21 protein-coding genes and 1 tRNA gene are annotated in these 21,016 nt (G+C 56.4%); 8 read left to right on the forward strand and 14 right to left on the reverse strand.

Annotated elements, in window-relative coordinates; all coding sequences use genetic code 11:
• Window positions 1–198: 198 nt before the first annotated feature.
• From AVO44_RS18800 to AVO44_RS18830, 7 genes are all read right to left on the reverse strand, one after another.
• Window positions 199–1,392 carry a tyrosine-type recombinase/integrase gene (locus AVO44_RS18800; RefSeq protein ID WP_082677580.1) on the reverse strand — a complete coding sequence of 398 codons (1,194 nt, stop codon included), beginning with the start codon at window positions 1,390–1,392 and terminating at the stop codon, window positions 199–201.
• A gap of 454 nt (window positions 1,393–1,846) precedes the next feature.
• Window positions 1,847–1,923 (reverse strand) — tRNA-Met (locus tag AVO44_RS18805).
• 82 nt (window positions 1,924–2,005) lie between these two features.
• The gene (locus AVO44_RS18810; RefSeq protein WP_068340535.1) at window positions 2,006–2,980 is read right to left on the reverse strand and encodes an alpha/beta fold hydrolase; all 975 of its coding nucleotides are present in this window, start codon (window positions 2,978–2,980) and stop codon (window positions 2,006–2,008) included.
• Window position 2,981: 1 nt separating this feature from the next.
• Complete coding sequence (locus AVO44_RS18815) at window positions 2,982–4,454, reverse strand: flavin-containing monooxygenase (RefSeq protein WP_068340537.1); 1,473 nt, start codon at window positions 4,452–4,454, stop codon at window positions 2,982–2,984.
• Window positions 4,455–4,692: 238 nt separating this feature from the next.
• Window positions 4,693–4,932, reverse strand: a complete 240-nt coding sequence (locus tag AVO44_RS18820) for a hypothetical protein (RefSeq protein ID WP_068340639.1) — start codon at window positions 4,930–4,932, stop codon at window positions 4,693–4,695.
• 27 nt (window positions 4,933–4,959) lie between these two features.
• Window positions 4,960–6,120: an aromatic ring-hydroxylating oxygenase subunit alpha gene (locus AVO44_RS18825; protein WP_068340539.1), complete on the reverse strand. Its 1,161-nt coding sequence runs from the start codon at window positions 6,118–6,120 to the stop codon at window positions 4,960–4,962.
• A gap of 99 nt (window positions 6,121–6,219) precedes the next feature.
• Window positions 6,220–7,125 (reverse strand): LysR substrate-binding domain-containing protein, encoded by a 906-nt coding sequence (locus AVO44_RS18830; RefSeq protein ID WP_068340541.1) that lies wholly within the window; start codon window positions 7,123–7,125, stop codon window positions 6,220–6,222.
• A gap of 213 nt (window positions 7,126–7,338) precedes the next feature.
• Here AVO44_RS18830 and AVO44_RS18835 point away from each other — a divergent pair, with 213 nt between their 5' ends.
• Entirely contained in the window at window positions 7,339–8,886 is a 1,548-nt protein-coding gene (locus AVO44_RS18835; protein ID WP_068340543.1) for a trimethylamine methyltransferase family protein, read from the forward strand.
• Window positions 8,887–8,972: 86 nt separating this feature from the next.
• On the opposite strand, the gene AVO44_RS18840 is transcribed toward AVO44_RS18835, so the two are convergent.
• Genes AVO44_RS18840 through AVO44_RS18855 form a run of 4 tightly spaced genes read right to left on the reverse strand, consistent with a single transcriptional unit; the run spans window position 8,973 to window position 13,445 of the window.
• A complete protein-coding gene (locus AVO44_RS18840; RefSeq protein ID WP_068340545.1) occupies window positions 8,973–10,313 on the reverse strand; it encodes an NAD(P)/FAD-dependent oxidoreductase in 1,341 nt (446 codons plus the stop codon).
• Window positions 10,310–11,806 carry an aldehyde dehydrogenase gene (locus tag AVO44_RS18845; protein ID WP_068340547.1) on the reverse strand — a complete coding sequence of 499 codons (1,497 nt, stop codon included), beginning with the start codon at window positions 11,804–11,806 and terminating at the stop codon, window positions 10,310–10,312. The genes AVO44_RS18840 and AVO44_RS18845 overlap by 4 nt, the downstream gene beginning before the upstream one ends.
• Window positions 11,807–11,809: 3 nt before the next feature.
• Window positions 11,810–12,727: a dihydrodipicolinate synthase family protein gene (locus tag AVO44_RS18850; protein WP_068340548.1), complete on the reverse strand. Its 918-nt coding sequence runs from the start codon at window positions 12,725–12,727 to the stop codon at window positions 11,810–11,812.
• 7 nt (window positions 12,728–12,734) lie between these two features.
• Window positions 12,735–13,445 carry a GntR family transcriptional regulator gene (locus AVO44_RS18855; RefSeq protein ID WP_068340550.1) on the reverse strand — a complete coding sequence of 237 codons (711 nt, stop codon included), beginning with the start codon at window positions 13,443–13,445 and terminating at the stop codon, window positions 12,735–12,737.
• 132 nt (window positions 13,446–13,577) lie between these two features.
• Here AVO44_RS18855 and AVO44_RS18860 point away from each other — a divergent pair, with 132 nt between their 5' ends.
• Together AVO44_RS18860 and AVO44_RS18865 are read left to right on the forward strand one after the other, a co-directional pair.
• Window positions 13,578–14,528 (forward strand): GlxA family transcriptional regulator, encoded by a 951-nt coding sequence (locus AVO44_RS18860; RefSeq protein ID WP_068340643.1) that lies wholly within the window; start codon window positions 13,578–13,580, stop codon window positions 14,526–14,528.
• A gap of 408 nt (window positions 14,529–14,936) precedes the next feature.
• Window positions 14,937–15,443 (forward strand): hypothetical protein, encoded by a 507-nt coding sequence (locus tag AVO44_RS18865; RefSeq protein WP_068340553.1) that lies wholly within the window; start codon window positions 14,937–14,939, stop codon window positions 15,441–15,443.
• Between the two features lie 63 nt (window positions 15,444–15,506).
• Here the strand turns inward: AVO44_RS18865 and AVO44_RS18870 are convergent, their stop codons facing one another.
• Window positions 15,507–16,349 (reverse strand): LysR family transcriptional regulator, encoded by an 843-nt coding sequence (locus tag AVO44_RS18870; protein ID WP_068340556.1) that lies wholly within the window; start codon window positions 16,347–16,349, stop codon window positions 15,507–15,509.
• 99 nt (window positions 16,350–16,448) lie between these two features.
• On the opposite strand from AVO44_RS18870, the gene AVO44_RS18875 reads away from it, so the two are divergent.
• Together AVO44_RS18875 and AVO44_RS18880 are read left to right on the forward strand one after the other, a co-directional pair.
• Window positions 16,449–17,420, forward strand: a complete 972-nt coding sequence (locus AVO44_RS18875; RefSeq protein WP_233422033.1) for an NAD(P)H-dependent flavin oxidoreductase — start codon at window positions 16,449–16,451, stop codon at window positions 17,418–17,420.
• Between the two features lie 277 nt (window positions 17,421–17,697).
• Entirely contained in the window at window positions 17,698–18,399 is a 702-nt protein-coding gene (locus AVO44_RS18880) for a dimethylsulfonioproprionate lyase family protein (RefSeq protein ID WP_068340558.1), read from the forward strand.
• Between the two features lie 31 nt (window positions 18,400–18,430).
• Here the strand turns inward: AVO44_RS18880 and AVO44_RS21375 are convergent, their stop codons facing one another.
• Window positions 18,431–18,679 (reverse strand): hypothetical protein, encoded by a 249-nt coding sequence (locus AVO44_RS21375; protein ID WP_169794883.1) that lies wholly within the window; start codon window positions 18,677–18,679, stop codon window positions 18,431–18,433.
• A gap of 160 nt (window positions 18,680–18,839) precedes the next feature.
• On the opposite strand from AVO44_RS21375, the gene AVO44_RS18885 reads away from it, so the two are divergent.
• Genes AVO44_RS18885 through comE form a run of 3 tightly spaced genes read left to right on the forward strand, consistent with a single transcriptional unit; the run spans window position 18,840 to window position 20,356 of the window.
• A complete protein-coding gene (locus AVO44_RS18885; protein WP_068340563.1) occupies window positions 18,840–19,250 on the forward strand; it encodes a universal stress protein in 411 nt (136 codons plus the stop codon).
• 48 nt (window positions 19,251–19,298) lie between these two features.
• Window positions 19,299–19,802, forward strand: coding sequence for a sulfopyruvate decarboxylase subunit alpha (gene comD / locus AVO44_RS18890; RefSeq protein ID WP_068340566.1), 504 nt, complete (start codon window positions 19,299–19,301; stop codon window positions 19,800–19,802).
• Window positions 19,802–20,356, forward strand: a complete 555-nt coding sequence (gene comE / locus AVO44_RS18895) for a sulfopyruvate decarboxylase subunit beta (protein ID WP_068340569.1) — start codon at window positions 19,802–19,804, stop codon at window positions 20,354–20,356. The genes comD and comE overlap by 1 nt, the downstream gene beginning before the upstream one ends.
• Window positions 20,357–20,703: 347 nt before the next feature.
• On the opposite strand, the gene AVO44_RS18900 is transcribed toward comE, so the two are convergent.
• Entirely contained in the window at window positions 20,704–20,886 is a 183-nt protein-coding gene (locus AVO44_RS18900) for a hypothetical protein (RefSeq protein WP_169794884.1), read from the reverse strand.
• Window positions 20,887–21,016 lie beyond the last annotated feature (130 nt).

Below are 21,016 nucleotides of genomic sequence, written 5' to 3' on the forward strand. Positions count from 1 at the left end.
TTTCAGCCAAGGTCCGCTGTCTGTAGAAGCGGTCGCTCGTTTATAGGTCCTGACCCTAATAGCGGTACCCTGCTCAAATCGTCAATAAGCGCTAACCTAAGTTATTGGATCACGACGTATTTTTCTGGGTGGGTGACCTACTACGGTAGATGCTGTGAGTGATTGAAGCCCGCGCGCAAATTTTAAATACAGACTCTGCTATTGCTCGGCGGCCGATTTCACGATTTTCCTGCCGCCGCTTGATAAAAAGTCAGCCCAGCGTTCAGTTAGTGCATGCCGTTGCTCGAGAAAATCTGTTCGCCGATAGGCTCGAACCACGCCAGAGTCGGTTGTGTGTCCCAGCATTGCTTCTGCAACTTCGTGCGGTGCGTCGGTCGCTTCAGCCAGCCAGTCGCGAAGGCTACTTCGGAAGCCGTGCGGGCGGGCGTCCAGTTTGCGACGTTCCATCATCCGCGAGAGTGTCATATCAGAGATCACGCCCTGCCGATTATTCGGAAAAAGGAAACCATTTCTGGAATGCGGTAGGGCAAGGTCGATAACGCGACGCGATTCCTGCGAAAGCGGCACTCGAAAATCGCTGGTGGCTCCTTTGCGCCCTTTCATGAACTCTCCCGGAATAGTCCAAACATTTCCTGAAATCTGATCGGTCTTGATAAAGCGCAGAGGTTTAGAGCGAACGCCTGTTAGGATGAGCAACCTCATTGCCAAATTCGAGAGAGACGGTTCCTCCAAGGTTTCGTAGAAATTGGGAACTTCGCTCCACGGCATTGCAGGGATATGTTTCGGCTGATGACGGGACTTGCCCAATAGTGCCTTGGCTTTATCCGTCGCCTGAAGATCAACGTCCAACCCGAGCGCCGCCGCATGGCGAAAAACAATGCTTAGCCGGTTCATCGCCTTTCGCGCTGTATCGGCCTTTGTGTGCCAGATTGGAGCCAGCGTGTCGCGAATGTCGCGCTGGTCAATATCTGTTATCGGTACCTTCCCGAGCTTGGGCAGCACATGCCCATTTAGCGGTGAGAGCCAACGACCAGCTTTTCCATCACCTTTGAGTTCTGCCTTTCTCGCTTCGAATGCTTCTGCAGTCAGAACCGCAAGTGAAACACCTTCTCGCCGCGCCGCACGTGCCTCTGCTTCACGCTCTTTTACTGGATCGCGGCCTTCCGCAGCGACAGAGCGCCATCGCTGCGCAGCACTACGGGCATTCGCAAGAGAAAGAGTTGGGTAACCGCCAAGGCCCATTTCGCGTCTTCGACCGTGCACGGTTACGCGCAGCACCCACTGCGCTCCGCCGTCTTCTCGTTTGACGAGCCAAAGTCCAGCTCCGTCACAGTGTTTGCCCGTTGGCGCAGTTTTAGCAAATGAAGCTGACAGTCTGTTTGTTGCCCGCATTTTTATCCACCCTAATATCCACCTTACCCTATTGGATGGTTCTAAACGCGGCAAGACAAGTTCGGACAGTTTATTCATCTAAATCAACGTAATAGATTGGGAATCTGCACAGGAACGAACAATCTCATACAGGTTGCATGTGCCGCCCCCGGCACCATTTGCTCACTGAGGCATATCACGCCAGGAAAATGGATTTCTTTTGATCTAGATTTGTTTAATAGGCATTCGGTGTAGGGCGCTTTTGACGCGTGAGAACGCTAGACCGTTAGACGCCGTATTGCTCAAATCGGTGCAGTACTCATAAAACGACCAGCGCTGATAAATATGCGGAAAATCGAACCAAATTGTCCGAAAGCTACCGCGGTGCTTTGGGGGTAGGGTAAGGGTTCCCAACTATAACCCGAACCGAGAAAGATTACTGCGGCAAGGTGGTCAAATTTTTGAATGAAGTGAATGGTAGCGGAGGAGGGACTTGAACCCCCGACACGCGGATTATGATTCCGCTGCTCTAACCAACTGAGCTACTCCGCCATGAGTGAGAGGCGATTTAAGCGAGGGGCTTGATAGGGTCAAGAGGAAAACACGGTCGATGTCGGATTCTTTTCGACCGTGGTCACGTGTTTTCAGATGGCGATGATTGTTCGGTTTGATTGGCGTCTGCAATCCGGCGGATAAAGGCGGCACAGGCGTCGGGCCTTGTGATCAGGATCATGTGGCCAGCTCCATCGATCTGTTCGTGGGTCAGGCCGAACCGGGTCATTGTTTCACCATGTGTGTCCGGTGAAAGGATCGCGTCCTGCGCACCGTAGAGAATACCTCCGGGCACGGATAGCTCACCATATCCGTCTGCTTGTGCTGCGATACTGTCATCAACACCGACAACATCTTGCGAGCCGGTGATAAAGGCCGACGGCCGCAGACCAAGCGCGCCACCTGCGCGATCCAAAAAATCCTCGGGCGCAGGTTCAGGGTCGAAAACGGTGCTTAGGGCATGATGCGCGGTTTTGGCAGCAAGCGGCACGGCCAGTGTGTTACCGATCAGTTTTCTGAGCCACTCGGAACGCATCTCCATCGGTTTGAACACCTGAGGGGTGGCAGAAAGCTTGTGTGTCAGGGGTGCCAGAAGGGCCAGCGCCTTGGTCTTTTCCGGGTGATCCAACGCCATGGCCAAAGACACTGCACCACCAAGGGAATGGCCCACCAGAACCGCGTCGCTGACGCCTTTGATATCCAGAAACTCCTGTATCATACGCGCCTGTTCAGGCAGACAGCCCAGATCGGCCCTGTCGCGGGTCGAATAGCCACAGCCCGGCCGGTCGAGTGCTATGACGTGATAGTCACCTGCTAGCATATCCACCAGCGCGTAGGTGAAATGTTGCAGCTGCCCGGCTAACCCGTGGATCATCACGATGGTCTGTTTAGACGGATGGCCGCGTTCCACGTAATGGATGCTGCCGCCCTCTACCGGTGTGATGTCGCCAAGCTGCGGTACGCGCGTATACCCTTGGGCGGTCAGCTTTCGGGTCCATAGGTTCATGCCAACCAAGAACGCAACGATCAGCAGGACGATAATCAGCAAAGTGGTCATCTCAGCGGTCTCCGCCTTGGGAAGGGACAGGGTGATAGTGCTCCAGCCCGGCCTGGGCCATACGCTTTTCATACTCGGATACGGTGCCTGGCCAAAGCGTTGTGTTGCGGCCTTGGGCATCCTGATACCAGGATGTGCACCCACCCGCTTGCCAAACGCTGTCCGCGTGGCGGTCCTGCATCTCTTGGGTGAAGGCGGCTTGTTTGGTGGGGTCGGGTGTGATGACCTGCAAACCATCGCGCTGCATCTGATCCAACACACGACCAATGTGTCGAACCTGTGCTTCGATCATCAGCACGACCGAGTTATGACCCAGCCCGGTATGCGGCCCCAACAACATGAAAAAGTTCGGAAACCCCGCGATGGCAGTGCCCAGGTTGGCTTGCATCCCGTCAACCCATGCATCCCGCAGGGTCAGGCCATCGGTTCCGGTGATGTTCAATCGCTCGACCACGTCGGTTACGTGAAAGCCAGTACCCCAGATCAAAACATCCGCCCGCGTTCGGCTATCGTCAGACGCGATGATCTGATTGCCTTCGATCGAAGCTACTCCGTACGGGATTACCGTCACGTTGTCCCGCGCAAGGGCAGGGTACCAATCATTGGAACTGAGGATACGTTTGCAGCCGATCCGGTAATCAGGGGTAAGGCGTTCGCGTTCGTCGGGGTCGGTAATCGCACTCTCCAGACCCTTGCGCCACATTTTCATGGCGAAGTTCACCATTCGCTCTTCGCCGCGGAACACGCGGTGACGGTATTCAAAGATCATGTAGATCAGCTTGCGTCGAAGGCGGGGCAGGGCAGGGATACGCCGATAAAGAGATCGCACCCAAGGCGCAATCGGGCCATCCGGGCGCGGCAGAACATATGGCGCAGAGCGTTGGAATATAGTGACATGCGCCGCCGTTTTCGCGATTTCCGGTACGAACTGCACAGCAGAAGCACCAGTGCCGACGACAGCGATCCGCTTGCCCGATAAGTCCGTTTCGTGATCCCATTCGGCTGAGTGGAATTTGGGGCCGTGGAAGCTGTCGGCGCCGGGGATCGCCGGTATGCTTGGAAAGTGTAACGCGCCAATGGCTGAAACGAGAAACCGCGCTGTCCAGCGTTGACCGTCCTCGGTTTCCACCTGCCAGCGGTCGCCGTCCCATCGGGCAGACTTGAGCTGATGGTGAAAATGGCAGAGGTCGTAAAGCCCCTCGTCCCGGCAGACCTTTTGCAGATAGGCCTGAATTTCCGACCCGCCGGCATAAGCGCGGCTCCAGTCAGGGTTCAGGTGGGTGGCCATCGAATACAGATGAGATGGGATATCGCAGGCCACGCCGGGATAGGTATTTTCGCGCCACGTGCCGCCGATATCTCCCGCCTTTTCGAGTATGGCAATTTCGCCGATGCCGCGTTTGCGGGCCTCGATTGCCATCGTGAGGCCTGAAAACCCGGCGCCGACGATCAGCATCTCCGTTTTATGTTTCATGCGCGCGCACCTCCCAAAGTGACGCCAAGTGCCGCCTCAGACTATAAAGCCGAACGGGCGCGAGAACAGCGTCTCATAGGGTCAAGCGCGGTTTGGCACCTGCGTCACGGAAAAGATCACCACGGACCTTGTTCAGTAGCAACATTAGCTTATCGCGTTATGTCCTACGCTTTGTGTCAGTCTCAGGGAGTGCGCAATACCCGTCTGCCTTAAAGGCGGGATTGCCGCGAAGACGCATTCAAAACTCCAAATGATGCGCCCGGCCATAGGCAACAAGCCGGGCGTTCAGCGCCTCAGCCTCGGGGGCGCCGGACTCCAACGCGAAAACAAAGGCATGTGTCAGATAGAAACATGCCGCGTCGATATCTTGCGCTGCTTCGCACTCATCCGCTGCCAGAGTATAATATCGGATCAATGCCGCATGATCTTTGCGATCATGGGCCTCAATCAACAGGCGATCCAGTTCGTTTGTGTCCATCAGGTCTTTCATCGGGAAAGGCCAGCCTTAGCCCTTTTCCGCGCGGCCGTTTTCGATCTGGGTCGCAACCCAGTGATGAAAGTTATGCGTCGGCCCGTCCATCGCCGGAGAGAAGCGTCCGCCATCGAATAGCACCCCGTGGCGGCCTTTCTGCATGCCTTCGACGACAAAAACATCCTCTTCGAACACCGTTTTCCAAAGTTGCGCGTTCGAGGCACGAAGCCCGTCATGCTCGGGCGTGTCCGCGATACTTTTGGCGTAGTAGAGCTCGATATGTTCAACGGTTTTTTCCTGGTCCACGGGCTCGAGCACGATGGCAAAGCTGTGGTCGCGCTGCACGCCCAGCAGGACGTTGGGGTAAAGCGCCACATATTCCGCGCCTTCGTTCCACTTGTCGCTCAGCCCTTCAAAGTCAGGAAAGGTCGCGCCGTCCTGATTGGTCAGTTGACGATAGACCAGCGTTCCCTGACCGGAGTAATGCCCGCGCGCCTCAATGTTATAGTGATCCTCAAGCCGGGAATAGCTGTTCAGGCCGGGATGCACCCAGGGCAAGTGGTAGCTTTCGCAGTAATTCTCGACCGCCAGTTTCCAGTTGGTTTTAACCTCCAGCTTGAATGAGGATGTCTCACCACCGTGATGCACCGGTTGTTCGAATTCTTTCCAGCGCTCAAGCAGGGCGCCATGGGCGTCTTCGAACGCGGGTGCAGTGCCGTCCACGTTGACAAAGATCACGTCGCGCCAGACATGAGAGCGAACGCGTACAAGGCCGAGATCATCGCGGTTCACATCCGGATGCTTGTTCTGACCGGGGCCGCCGACATGCGGTGTGGCGCGAAGCTCACCTTTCAGGCTGTAGCACCAGCTGTGATAGGGGCAGCGGATTGCGCCGCCGATTTTGCGGGGTGTATCCACAAGGATCATGCCGCGGTGGCGGCAGGTGTTCTGAAAGACGCCGATTTCTCCATCCCGGTCCCGCACGATCAGCAGGGGCATGCCAAGAAAATCGACCGGTTTGGCGTCGCCTTCCTCGGGCACATCCTTACCAAAGCCGATCCCGGACCAGTTGGCAAAAAGGACGGATTGCCTTTCTTCGGCGAAGATTGCCGGGTCAGTGTAATGCTCATTCGGAAGACCGTTCGCGACGGTCACATCGGCCAGAACGGATGACAACGCGCTGTGCTTGTTCATCGGGCTCTCCTGATCGGTTGCTGGATGCAGTCTTTTCCTACTGACGGATCGGATGGTGTTCGATCAATATCAGAAATCCTCATCGACGGATGAGTTGAGCTAAACCGAGCCATCGTTGACCTCTTGAAGGATCCAGTTTTTCAGGGCGCGGGCGTTATCTGAAAGGTCTTCATCCGGGCGGCCAACCAAGTAGAATTGGTTGGGCGCGGTCAGCTGATGCGGCGCGATCGGCACCAGCTTGCCGGATTGTAGCATTGGCTGAATCAGCCGTTGCCACCCCAACGCAAGACCGGCCCCCTTGCGGGCAAGTTGCAGGGCGACAGAATAGCTGTTCACTCGGGGTCCGGTCGCAATCGTACCTTCATGGCCCAGTTGGCGAAACCAGTCGGGCCATGTGGTCCAGGTGCGGTCTTCCGAATCCAGATGGATCAGCCGTTCCGCCGCCAGCGCGGCAAGGCTGGCCCCTGCCAGTCGCTTTGCGATCTCGGGGCTGGCGACCGGGATCAGGTGATCGCGAAACAGGGGCGTGTGCGATAGGTTGGGATCGGAATCACGCCCGTATCGAATAAAAAAGTCCATGTCCTGCCGATCGCGAAACGGGCGGTCCTGTGACAGCTGATCCACGTTTACATCCGGCATCTCGCGCCAGAACCGGATCACGGCCGGGGACAGCCACAGCGCTGCCACCGCCGTAGTCGACCCGACGATCACCTTGCCCCCCGATTTTCTGTTGCGGATTGTGGCCAACACTATTGAGATACGCCCGAATGAGGATGACAGCGCCTCGTACAGGGCCTGTCCATCTTCGGTCAGATCGACACCGCGGTGCTTGCGTTGAAAAAGCGTGGTGTCCAGATCGCCCTCAAGCGCCTTGATCTGATGACTGACCGCGCCGGGCGTGACCGAAAGCTCATCGGCGGCGTTCTTGAAGCTCAGGTGCCGGGCGGCGGCTTCGAACGCGGCCAGCGTCGTCAATGGCGGCAGATTATAGTGGCGCCTGGACATGGTGGCCTAGACTCGCTGTCAAATTTCGGTTGAGTTGTCTTCACCTGATTATCAGAGGTTTTGCGGGCAAAAGCCAGAAGCCCGTGCGTGAAAGGTGCATTTTTCATCCTTGGTTCTGCCTGCGTGTCGCTTTCTGCAAGCAGAGATCGCAATCCGTCAGGTGAAACGGACGTGAATGCGCCATTCTCGGCACAAGGATTGGAGAATTGCCCCATGAACATCCGAACCCCAAGCCGCGCGGGTGGACGCGCCGCCCGCAGGGCCATGAGAACTGCGCCGAACTTCAACATGCTGCCAGGCCTGACCAGAGGTATCCCCCTGTGTGAGGTGATGGACGGCGCGCAAGTGGAACGCATCGACGCTGCGTCAATGTACATACTCGAAAACGTAGGCGTTCAGTTCCGCGATCCTATCGCGCTGCAAGACTGGAAAAGAGTGGGCGCAAAAGTTGTAGGCGAGCTTGTCTACCTTGATCGTGATCTTGTGCGAGACTTGATTGCCACGATCCCGTCCGATTTCACCTATCACGCCCGCGATCCAAACAAGAACGTCCGGCTGGGCGGTAAGCATTCGATCTTTGTGCCAATGACCGGCGCGCCCTTCCTGCGCGATCTGGACGATGTACGCCGGAACCCGACGCTGGACGATCTGGCGATGTTCCACAAGCTCAGCCACATGATGCCCGCGCTGCATTCCAGTGCCCATCACATCGTGGAACCCTATGACCACCCGATCAGCCAGCGGCACCTGCGTATTACTTACTCTTCCATGAAACACTCGGACAAAACGTTCATGGGCATGACAACGAGCCCCAAGAACGCCGAAGACGTGATGGATATGTGCGCCATCTTGTTCGGAGAGCAGTTTCTTGAGGATCATCCTGTCACTACGGGGAACTGCAACGGGAACTCTCCGCTGGTCTGGGATGAAACCATGCTAGGCGCGATGCGTGCCTTCTGTCGCCGAAATCAGCCGGTGCTGTGCTCGCCCTTTGTGCTGGGCGGGGCCAATACACCGGCTTCCGTTCCAGCCACCGTGGCGCAGCTGAATGCCGAGGCGCTGAGCGCACTGGCCTATACGCAAGTGATCCGCAAGGGCGCACCGGCGATCTATGGTCACTATCTTTCGACCGTGTCGATGAAATCAGGCGCGCCGATGGCCGGGACTCCTGAAATCAGCTTAATGAACTTTATGATCGGCCAGATGGCACGGTATTATGACGTGCCGTGGCGTACCTCGAACACGCTGGGTGGGGCCAAGACCTTTGACGCGCAGGCTGGATACGAATCTGCCACGACGTTGCAGGCAGTGATCCATGCCGGGGCCAATTATATCTGGCACAGCGCCGGTTGGAACGAGGCCGGGATGCATTGCTCAGTTGCCAAGTTCGTTGTCGACGCCGAGCAATGCGCCATGGCTTACCGCATGGCTGAGGGGCCAAAATGGCATGACTTCGACCAAGCCATTGCGGCGGTATCCGATGTTGGTCCGGGCGGACACTACTTAGGTCATCCGCATACGCAGGATAATTTTCAGGAAGCATTTTTCATGCCTGAGCTGTTCGACAACAACTCGATCGAACAATGGACGGCTGAGGGTGAGGTTGAGATCACCGAACGCGCCTTGAGCCGCGCCAAGACCCTGTTGGCCGAGTATGAAGAGCCGAGGCTGGACGAAGCCAAGAATGAGGCGCTGCTTGACTATATCGCCCGACGAGAGCGGGAAATTCCGGCCGCAGATGAGTTGAACCAGAGCTACTGAGCGCTTTTACCACCGCGGAGGTTGCCAAGAACGCATTGGTCAAATCAATCTGTCCAAGGTGCCAACATAGCCGTTCGAATCTAGAGTTATTCTTTGCCCGAGCGCCACTCTTTCCAAGCCAGATAGGCGTTTGCGCCCAGCGACGCAAAAGGCTCGGGTGGAAGCCGAGGTGGTACTGGTTGCGCCAAAAAGTGATCGGCAATCTGTGACCCGCCCTGCGTCAACAGTTCGGCAATTCCGATACCCTGCAGAGTGCCGCGCGCGATGCCCAGCCCATTCTGGCAGCAAGCGGCGTACAGGCCGGTATCCAATTCCCCAAACGCGGCAGAGCCATTGCGGCTGAGGCACAGCATACCTGCCCATCGATGCTGGGTCTGCACGTCCGGCAGATGCGGGAAGCGTTCGCGAAACTTGCGGTCATGCACCAAACCCGCTTTGCGCAGGCGCGTTTGGCTGGTCTCGATAGAGGGGTGAAAGCTTGAACATGTTCGGATCAGGATGCGGTCCCCATAGCTGCCAGAGATCCGTCGTACCGATGTGCCCATAGGATCGGCAGGCGTCACCGCCCATCGGGTCTGGCCGCCCAGCGTCTTGATCTGCTTTGGTTTCAGCGGCTCGGTGATTGAAGCGTACAGGCAGATGTGGATCAGCCGGTGCTGGTAAAACCCAAAACTTTCAATATGGCCGTTATTGGCCAGAATGATGCGTCCGGTCGCTATCCTTGCTTTGGGTGTCTCAACGATCCAGCCACCGGCCTGTTTCTCAAATCCGGTGACGGGTGAGTTTTCATAGATGCCCGCAACCTCTGCCAGCCGCGCAGACAGTGCCCGGACATACGCAGCGGGCTGCATCATCACAGTACCCGGCGCATACAGCCCCGAAGTATAGTGCGGGCTGCCGGTGATTTCATGCATCTGTTGCTGGTCGTAAAGTGAAAAAGGCTCGCCGAGCCGCTCAAGATGTTTGGCGAAATCGCGGTTGTGTTGGTCGCCTGCCTTGGTTGCGGCTGCATTAAACTTGCCGCAGGGGTCGAACATCTCTTGCGGCAGCTCGCAGTCGGCCGCAACGCCTGAGGCAAACGCAATAGCCTGTCGGTTCAGCGCAATCGCGGCGCGGTCCGCATCCAGCCCCGTTCCCGCGTAATTGTCCGATGACAGATCATGAGGCAGGTCAATCATGAAGCCCGAATTGCGCCCTGCCGATCCTTCGGCGAACCGTCCGGCCTCTAACAATGTAATTTTTAGACTTGCATCCAATTGCGCCAACCGTCTGGCGGCAGACAGACCGGCAAACCCGCCACCGATAATCGTGACATCAGCGGAGTGATCCTCGGTCAGTTCAGGCAAAGCGATCTGCGGCGGCAGGATTACATTCCATCCCGCCGGGCCAGTCTGCCGAGGCAGACGTCTGGCCTTGTGTTGTCTCAATCGACGGCCTCATCGGCGTCATCGGCCAGATCAATCCAGATGGTCTTCAGTTGCGTGTATTGGTCATGGGCGTGAACGGAATTATCCCGCCCGCCAAAGCCTGACTGTTTATAGCCGCCGAAGGGCGTGGTGATGTCCCCTTCGCCAAAGCTGTTCACCGTCACGGTGCCCGCCCGGATCGACCGCGCGCCCCGAATGGCGCGTTTGACATTGGCAGTGAAGATCGACGCACATAGGCCATATTCGGTGTCGTTGGCCATCTTAATGGCTTCGTCAAAGCTCGAGACCTCGATCACTGACAGCACAGGTCCGAATATCTCGTCCCGCGCCAAGGTGGCATCGTTGCCTGAGACTTCGACCACAGTGGCCTCGACAAAGCCGTTCTCTGCCCTGCCGCCAAAAACCACGTTCTCGGCTTGATCCAGATAACCGCAGACCTTGTTGAAATGCCCCTCGCTGACCAGCGCGCCCATACGCGTAGCTGGATCAAGGGGGTCGCCGGTGTTCCATTGTTTTGCGTGATGCGCGATACGTTTCAGCAGCGCGCTTTTCACATCCTTGTGCACAATCAAACGGGATGAGGCTGAGCAGTTCTCGCCCATGTTCCAGAATGCACCGTTAACCACATGCGCCGCCACGCGATCCATGTTTTCGGCGTCATCCATGACAATGGCGGGGTTCTTGCCACCCATTTCCAGCACCACTTCCTTCGCGTTGCTTTCGGCAGAATAGGTCAGGAAACGCTTGCCGGTGATTGTCGAGCCGGTGAAGGACACCATGTCGATATCCATATGCCGCCCGATGGGTTCCCCCACTTCGACCCCGCCGCCGGGAACGATGTTTAATACTCCGCGCGGCAACCCGGCCTCCATCGCCAGCTCGGCCAGTCGCAGCGCCGTCAGCGTGGTTTCAGCCGCGGGCTTCACGATCACTGAACAGCCAGCGGCCAGCGCGGGCCCGATCTTCCACGCCAGCATCAATAAGGGGAAGTTCCAAGGCAGCACCAGACCGACAACACCAATCGGCTCGCGCACGACCATGGCGATGTGATCGTCGCTGGCAGGCGACACCTGATCGTAGATCTTGTCGATCGCCTCGGCATGCCATTTTAGGCAGTGGATCGCCTCGGGCACATCCACGGTTTCACAGTCATAGATGGTCTTGCCACTGTCGATGCTCTCAATCACTGCCAGTTCGCGCGCGTTGCGGGTCATCAGTTTGCATAGCCGGATCAATACGTCTTTACGGTCTGAGGGATGCATCTTGCTCCAGCGGCCGTCCTCAAAAGCTTCACGCGCCTTTTCGACAGCAAAATCCACATCGGTCGCGTCGCAGGCCGCGATATCAGCCAGCTTGGCACCTGTCGCAGGGTTTACCGTTTCAAACGTCTCACCTGAGATCGCCGGGCGGAACGCCCCGTCTATAAAAGCCCCTGTCGGCAAGGTCAGGCCCGCGGCGATGGATTTGTATTCGTCCCGTGTGAGCAATTCCATACCTTACTCCTCCGCCACAATGTCAGCGATTGTCTTCTTCAGCACGCGGGTCACCTGCTCCAGCGCGCGCTTGTCATCCTTGTTCAGACCTTTCAGCGGAGGTCGCATTGCCCCCGCGTCGATCCCGTTCATGGTGACGCCATGCTTGATGGTCTGAATGAACTTGCCACCCTGTTCCAGCACCCTCATCAGCGGCATCATAGCGCTCATGATCCGCCGACCCTTGGCGAAATCGCCTTCGACAACGCAAGCATGATACAGCGCCACGTGTTCGGCAGGCAGGAAGTTCGACCCGCCACAAACCCAGAACGGCGCGCCCCAGGCAAAGAACTCGAGCGCCTGGTCATCCATGCCGCAGCCCAGCTGGATATGTGGATAATCCCGCGCCAGCAGATGCACCCGGTTGATATCCCCCGAACTTTCCTTGATGCCGCAGAAGTTCCGGCTGCGGCCCACGCGGTCCAGAAATTCCGTGCCCATCATCGTGCCGGTACGGTGCGGATAATTGTACAGCATAACCGGCAGGTTGGCAGCCTTATCGATCGCCAGCGCGTTCAGGGCATTTTCCCGGTCGGTTGGTACTGAATAAGGTGGGCTGGCCAGCAAAATCGCATCCGCTCCAATTTCGCGCGCGCCAGAGGCCAGCGTCATCGAGTCCTGCGTCAGCATAGCTCCGGTGCCCACGACCAGCGGCAACCGGTGTTTCAGTTGCGTGAACGTAAACCGCGCGAGTTCCAGCCGTTCTGCAACGGTCTGAGCATAGTTCTCGCCGGTAGAGCCGCCCGAGATCAGGCCGTGCACGCCACTATCGACCAGGTATTCGATCACCTGCGCCAGAGCGTCCCAATTCACGCTGCCATCTGCGTGATAGGGTGTGACGACCGGGGTATATATCCCCTCAAATCTGAAAATCGGGTTCATGCGATCCTCATGCAGGTTTCAAATTAGGTGCGGCGCCCAACGGGACGTCCAGAGCAGCCGGCATCACGAACATTTCGATTTGGTCGCGCGACAGGTTCCAGTGATCCTCGGCCAGCTGCGCAGCAGCCGCCTCATCGCCCGCCTCGATGGCGGCGATGATGGCGTCGTGCTGGCGACTGGCTTCGGATAAGTTCTCGGGCATCTTCGCCGTTTGGGGCCGGTAAAAGGTCATCCCGATCCGCGCGTGATCAATCAGCAGGCGGTTGAATGAGGGCAATAGGTAGACATTGCCCGACATCTCGCCGGTCACGTCGTGGAACCTGTTGTTGGCCAGTGCACGATCCTCACCCGACCCCGAGCGTAATGCGTGTTTGAATACCTGTTGCGCATCTTTCAGGTCGTCGATCTGTGCACGCGTGGCGTTTTGCGCCGCCAGCCGCAGAATTGCGCCATAGATCATTGGCGCGGCCAGAAAGAAATCGCGCAGCGTTGTGTAGGACATCTCCGACACCCGCGCGCTGCGATTGGTGCGCAAGTCCAGATAGCCTTCGCCCGCCATTTGGCGGAACACTTCGCGTAATGGAGTTCGTGACAGACCAAAGGCATCCGAAAGATAGACCTCATCCAGATCTGCGCCGGGTTGCAGACGCAAGGTCAGGATCGACTCTCGCAGGTGATCCCGAAGCGCATCTTTGCGGGATTTTGCGTCATCTTTCATCCTCTATCCCTTTTCCACAAATTCGAGTCGCACTCATCGCGGTTTGTTGTATTCTAAAAAAATACAATTTGTATACAAAAAAGAATCGTGCAGCATAAGCTGTCGACTACGCCAAGCTGAATGGGACATTCCATGCGCAAACCGCGCCACATCACTTTCATCCTGATCGAGGAGTTCTCGCATCTCGCCTTTTCCTGCGCGGTTGAGCCGCTGCGGATCGCCAACCTCGTCAGCGGCAAGGATCTGTATGACTGGACTTTCCTGTCGGAACATGGCGAACAGGCTGTGTGTTCGAACGGGTCAGTCACCCTGGTTCATGGCGGATTGGGGGATGTACCCAAAACCGATCAGGTATTCGTGCTGTCTGGTATCCACATGCGCAGTCACGTCTCGCGCCCGTTGCTGGCTGCGCTGCGACGGGAGCGTGCACGGGGAACGCCCATTGGCGCATTGTGTTCCGGTGCCTGGATACTGGCAGAAGCCGGATTTCTGGACGGGATGCAGGCCGCGATCCATTGGGAATATCATGACGCTTTTATGGAGGCCTTCCCCGAGGTAAATTTGGTCCGCAGCGTTTTTGTGGCCGATGAAAAACACATCACGGCGTCGGGTGGCACCGCGACTGCGGATCTCATGCTGCACGTGATCGGGCAGGATCATGATGAGGAACTGGCCGTCGCGGTTGCCGACCAGATGGTCTACAATGCGGTGCGCAATGCCACTGCCAAGCAGCGGGTGTCGCTGCAATCGCGAAACGGTATGAGAAATGCCCACTTGGCCAAGGCGATTCACATCATGCGGGACTGTATAGCAACGCCCGTTTCGCCGTCGCAGATTGCCGAGGACCTTGGAATATCGACGCGGCAACTGGAACGGCTGTTCGGCAAATACCTCAACACCTCGCCCAAAAAATACTTCATGGAACTGCGCCTTGAGCGCGCCCAGAATCTGCTTTTGCAGACCGAGGCGTCGGTGACCGAAGTTGCCATGGCCTGCGGCTTTGAAAGCCCCGGCCATTTCTCGCGCGTTTACAGGTCCAGCTTTGGCGTCACGCCACATGGGCAGAAAAGCAAAATAGACTGATGAAAGGCGGCGGGGGAGCTGCTCTGTCCGTAGGCAAGTCTGGCTGGCCAGGCGCTCACCCCCCTCGTCCCGCTCGTACCCCCTCGTTAATTTGAAACTCGTAAACTGATCAGCAGGATTGATCCCTTGTAGTCAGTGAAAAAGGCACAACTATTACAACAACGTGTCAGATGTAAGAATCTTTGGGTCGAAAACGCATCGCGTGCCGCATTTCGAGTTGTGTAGCGCCGCCTCGCTCAAACGGATTTTGAGGTTTTTTGGCTGCTGATGTTTGCGTTAAACCGTCGTTTGTGTCAGTTTTATTTAGCCAACAAAGGAACGATTTCAGCAAAAAATGGCGTTAACTCGTAACCGAATTGTTATAAGAGTTTCCATGTCCTCATCAGAAGTTATGACTGGAGGACAAACATGAATTTGGAATCTCACGAAGCCGCAGTGCAGTATGCACCACGCGTGATTTCGATTGCCAAGCGCGAGCAGCAAATCTGTCGGGCATCCAAAGCTGCTGAGGCCGCGTTCCAACAGGTGTCTCAGGACGCGATGTGCAGTGAACCCGTACAGGGTGAGGTGCAGGACCGCGTGTTCACAATCTTCCGCTGGTATTTCCTTTCCGCCTTTTGCACCCGCTTGCTGACGGATGCAAAACACCGGCTTGAACATCAGACCTTGCAGGTTTCCGTTGATATCTTCAGTGCGGTGAAAATGGTGCTGACTGAAACTGAGATCGAACGCTCGATGGCTTTGGTGAGTACCGAGCGCACCTCTCCAACCGTTGCCCGGGTGAACGATATCGGAAGCCGGGGCCATGCCGTCGGCTGGGTTGCTGCCGGGCTTTACGAAAAGGGCCGGGATTTCCCGCAAGAGCTTCGGACCGCGCTGGCCGGTGCGTTGGCTGCGTCGACACGGATCAATTGATCGCGCTAAAAAGATGTTGTTTCCGTCCGGTTCTCACCGCGCAATGGTTTGGGCCGCCTGCCGCTATTGATCACGGGTAAGAAGTTTCTGCAATGCAACTGCTGCGCGTACCGGCGCGTAATCGTGGCGCATGATCAGCGAAGTCGGAGAAGTACCGAATGGCTCGGGCAGGGGGGTGATATCAAGGTTCTGACCGACCAGTGTCTTCGCGACGGCGTTTCTGGGTGCAACCGCACGTCCCATTTCAGCCGCCACGCACCCCATGATCCCGTCGAACGTCCCCATTTCCAGAAGGTCGGAGTCCGATCTTCCGATAGATCTCAACCACGTTTCGGTCGTCGCCCTGTAATGGCATCCAAAGCCAAACACCAGAACCGGAGCATCGTCTTTCAGGTTCTTGGCTGAAACGACCACGAGTTCTTCTTCAAAGGCCGGTATCGCTTTGAACCTGTTTTCATCCGCGGGGCCCGCAATGAATGCTGCGTCAAGCTCACGTTTCCAAACAGCCTGAGTAAGCTGGGCCGTTGGGCCGGTTGTCAAAGACAGCTGTGCATCCGGGCAAACCTCGCGCAGGGTCTTCAGCAACGCAGGAAGCCGAGCTGAGGCCGTGGTCTCCATCGCCCCCAATCGCAAGTGCCCAGACCCGTTTGCAATATCCTTCAGATTACTTTCGACGTATCTGATTTCCTTTGACAGCCGATCCAATTTGGAATGAGCAATTTCACCAAACGGCGTCAGTTGGGCACCGCCCCGACCGCGCGTGAACAGCTTTTGCCCGAACTCCTCTTCCAAACGGACAATCCGGTGCGTCACATTGGATTGCACGGTTCCAAGTTTCAGAGCAGCAGCCGCAAAGCCGCCTTTTTCAACTACGGCGAGGAACGTTCGAAGCAAAGCAAAATCCATGTTCTAAAATTATTGATGAAAAATTCCTTATTCAATCATTTTTTCAGGAAGAGGAAAAATGCTACATTGTGGGAAACAACGGCTTGGGAACAGAAAAACGTGGAACAGATACTTCATACGCGCCTGACCGAGATGCTCGGCATTGAACACCCCATCCTGCTGGCGCCCATGGACCTCGTCTCTGGTGGTAAGCTGGCGGGTGCCGTTACATCTGCGGGTGGTTTGGGCCTGATCGGCGGGGGGTATGGCGACCTTGACTGGATCACCAAGGAATTTGAGGAGGCCGGAAACCAGGCTGTTGGTGTCGGGTTCATCACTTGGAGCATGCTGAAACAGCCGGGATTGCTGGACAAAACCTTGGAACTGGGTCCCAAGGTACTGATGCTGTCCTTCGGTGATGGCACCGAAGCGGTGCAAAAGGCGCGTGCTGCGGGGGTGAAAACCCTGTGGCAAATTCAGCGACTTGAGCAAGCTGAAATGGCCATCAAGGCAGGTGTAGACATAGTTGTCGTTCAAGGCCAAGAAGGCGGCGGCCACGGCATGGACCGCGGGCTGACTGCATTGTTGCCAGCGGTCAGAGACTTGGCGGGTCCAGATCAGGTTATTGTTGCGGCGGGTGGAATCGCGGATGGAAGGGGTCTTGCTGCCGCCCTTATGCTGGGTGCGGACGGCGTCATGATGGGAACGCGCTTTTGGGCCAGCAACGAAGCAGTGGGACCGGACGCGGCAAAGCGACAGTTAGTGGACTCCAAGGGCGATGACACAATCAGATCAAAAGTGTTCGACGTGGTCCGAGGGCTGGACTGGCCGTGGCACTTTAGCGGCCGCGTGGTTGCGAACAAATTCGCTAGGAAATGGCATAACAATATCGAAGCGTTACAAGAAAACGCCGATGCGCAGCGCGAAGTGTATGAGGCATCCGATCCACAAGACTATGCGACCCGGGTTCTGATTGCCGGTGAGGCGCTGGATTTGATAGATGCAATCGAAAGTGCCGAGCAGATTGTTGATAAAACCGTATCCCAGGCCGCCGCGCTGCTGAAAAACGGTGCGAATTTCTTGGCGCGATAGAGGTTTTTGCATCGTGCCGCGCTTGGCAAAGTGTAGGTGCCCTGAATGATGCAGCGGCCAGATCAGAGTGTTCCTGCAACAAGCTGAAATCGCCCAGCCGGTTCATTCAAAGGGACGGATGATCCGCTCCGGGGTGATCAACAGACTGTGTTGAGATTGACATCCCCCTTCCGTCAAAGCGAAAACTCCGTATTTTCTGCCGTGGTGTTAATGGCTTAGTTGACCTTTCGGGCGATTTCAGGGCAGGAAAACACGAAGAGTAGAAGCCCAAGTATCAATGAACATCAAACATACTGCTATCGGCGCGTTGCAAAGATTGGCTCGCCGAACGTCCGAGCATCTCATTCTAAATATCGGGGATGACCTTTCAGAGGATAAAAAAGAGCTGACGCGCATCATGTCCTCCGCGTTAGACAGTCTTGATACTGCTGCCGGGCCTGTGGAACTGCCTGACTTGGCAGAGGTTCGGGCCTTGCGTCACGCGCCAAAGGTTTTCGGGGCCAGTGCTCCCACGTCTTTGGCCCCGTTGCAGCAAGCGGCCCTTTCGGCGTTTGGCTATGTTAGGTGGGCCGAATTCTATGTCGAGAATAACTGGAGCCGCCCGTTCCTGTCGGAATTTGCAAACGGGGAAGGTGTTGGTCCGAACGGCGTTCTGAAAAGCCAAGACCTTATACTTGGTCTGTTTTTGCTTGGTCCCAATTCCTACTATCCGCCGCACGCCCATCCCGCGGAAGAGTTCTACGTCGTCCTGTCAGGGGATGTCTTGTTCCACGGGAGCAACGGAGCAAGTCCTATTCGGAAAATTCAGGGTGACTTCATGATATTCAGAAGCAACGAAGCGCATGCAATCCAAACCTTCGACACCCCTGTGTTCGCCGTCCACGGTCAGGTCGGTGCCATCAACGAACCCAGCTGGTATCGAGACGACATGAACGATTTTTCGGAACCAAAAAAATATCCGGAACTCAAAAAGGCATAGTTGATGCCGCAGCCGCTGTGCAACATCCAGCCTAGTTGCTGGGGTCCCTGTCCCGCAGGATGGCGACCAAACCCAGTTCGGCCTTGCCGATACGCTCTTGATCCAGCGGTCTGCCGGACAGGCAGGTGAAAGTGGATGGGCAGCGAAGCGGGCCAGATATTGATTTACGCGCAGCGTGGCGGGCTGGGTGAAGATGCTTACTGGCGGATATCCTTGCATGGCCTTGCAAGACATCACGTTTACCGGCACCTATAAAGATACGGCCGAGGATCTCCGGCACACCCGAAACGCATTTTTGCGGTCGACAAGGTGCGCTTGACTGAACCGTGGGATCGGCTTTGGGCAAAGGGCTTGACGCACAGCGATCTGCGCATGGAGTCGTTGTTGCCCTGAAACCATCCTCGTGCCGTGGGTTTAGGCCCGGCAAAACGGAGGGGGTCATGTATAATAAAGTTCTTGTTCCAATGGCGCTGGATCACGGCATTTCACACCACACGCTTGAGGTGGCCCGCGCCCTTTCAGCGGACGGCGGCGAGATCGTTGCCTTGCATGTTTATGAGATGCCACAGGGTTCGGTCAGCGCTTATCTGGACAAGGAATTGGTCGCGCGTGGGTTTCGCGCGGCCAGCATCATGTTGCGGGAGAAAATCGACGATGTCGAAGGTGTTATGTCCGATATTGTCAAGGGACACACCGCCCGGACCATAATCGATTATGCCAATGGCAGGGATTTCGACTGCATCGTCATCGGCTCGCACAAGCCCGGCCTCAGCGATTACTTCCTCGGCTCTACCGCGTCCCGGGTTGTCCGCCATGCCGGATGTGCCGTGCATGTGCATCGCAGCATCTAACCTTTCAATCGCGCCGACCGCGCCCCAAACAGGACTGACAGACCCTAAATGAACATTGATGAAAAGATCGCTGATGATCTCATCGCAAACGATATCTCATTTGTTACCACCGTGCCGTGCAAGCAATTGGCCGGGGTGATCGATGAAATCGACAAGCGCGACGGCATCTATCACATCCCGGCCAACAAAGAGGATGAAGGGATGGGCCTGTGCGCCGGTGCGTGGATGGGTGGCAAACGCCCTGCGATTATCATGCAGAACACCGCTATTGGCGTGACGATCAACACTCTGGCGACGCTGATCCAGTATTATCGGATGCCGCTACCCATGCTGATCTCATACCGGGGGGAACTGCGCGAACCCATCGCCTGTCAGGTGGAAATGGCCGTGCATACCAAGGCTCTGCTGGCGCAGATGAACATCCCGACTTATCACTTCCACCATCAGGCAGATGTGGCCGAGTTGGACGCGATCCTGAAATACACCTTCATGTGTAACAAACCGGTCGCTATTCTGACCGACGCCAATTTCTGGGGAGGCTATGGCGACTAATGATACGTTCCGAAATTCTAAAGGAAATTGCCCCGATCCTGCGCGACCAACTGGTTGTCTGCAATATCGGCATCCCAAGTCAGGAACTTCATGCCATCGACGACCAACCGAGCAATTTCTATATGCTGGGTACGATGGGGCTGGCCTCGTCCATTGGCCTTGGGCTGGCGCTTTCGCAGCCCAAACCGGTGATCGTGATTGATGGCGATGGCTCGGTTTTGACCAATCTTGGCACGCTGCCGACCATCGCCAACAATGTGGCCGACAACTACATCTTGCTGATCATCGATAACGGGTCTTACGGGTCTACCGGGGATCAGCCGACCTATGCAGGGCGGAAAACCTCGCTGGCGAAAATGGCTGAAGCTGCAGGCTGCGACCGGGTCATCGAATGCCAGGCCAAGCAGACCGGCCGTGTTCTGCAAGAGGCGCTGGATGCCAGGCAGATGACCATCATCGTCAGCAAATGTGAAAGCGGCAATGCCAAGATGCCGCCGATTACAATGGACCCGGTTGTCATCCGCGATCGCTTTATGAAGGCGGTTCAGGCCTGATTGCGGTCAACGTCCGCCATAGGGTCGAAGACGCGCCAAACCTCTCTGCGTCCGCTTCGAAAGCAGTGGGGCATTCGCGATCAATGGTACGGAACATTCATGTCGCGATGGTTTAGATTTGAGTGGTCTCTGGTGCCGAAATAAAACGTGGCCAGTTTGTAACCTTTTTTGTTCCAGCGGTTTACCATAGCCTCAAACGGGCGCTGCTATACCCAGCAGGTGCAGGGCTTGAAACAGCATTGCCTGATTTAAGCTTATCACCGGTCTGCCAACCGCGTCCGGGTCCAACACACCTCGCCCGTCATTGTCCATCACCTGCGCCGTCGCGGGCTTTCATTTTGCGACAATTACATCAGCGGTTTACTGGCGGGCGCATCAAGTGCCGCCAGTGTGTATGTCGACATTCGCGCAATATAAGCTGCGGCTCTGTCATGCCTGCCTTTGGTATAGGTTTCTGCCCGACTGACCGCGTTTACCAGCGGGTTGTTGGTTGTGACGATCGAAAGATCGCCAGTCGTTGCAACATGCATCACCATCCAACGACGCGCGGCTTTGGTGTATTCAGCACAGCACAAATTCACACATATAAACTTTAAGCATAAAATATTTTTACTTGAAGGGATGGGCGACTCGGTCTAGCGTTTCAGGTATTCAAAGGGA

The organism is Ruegeria profundi, from assembly GCF_001507545.1.
Taxonomy (GTDB): domain Bacteria; phylum Pseudomonadota; class Alphaproteobacteria; order Rhodobacterales; family Rhodobacteraceae; genus Ruegeria; species Ruegeria profundi.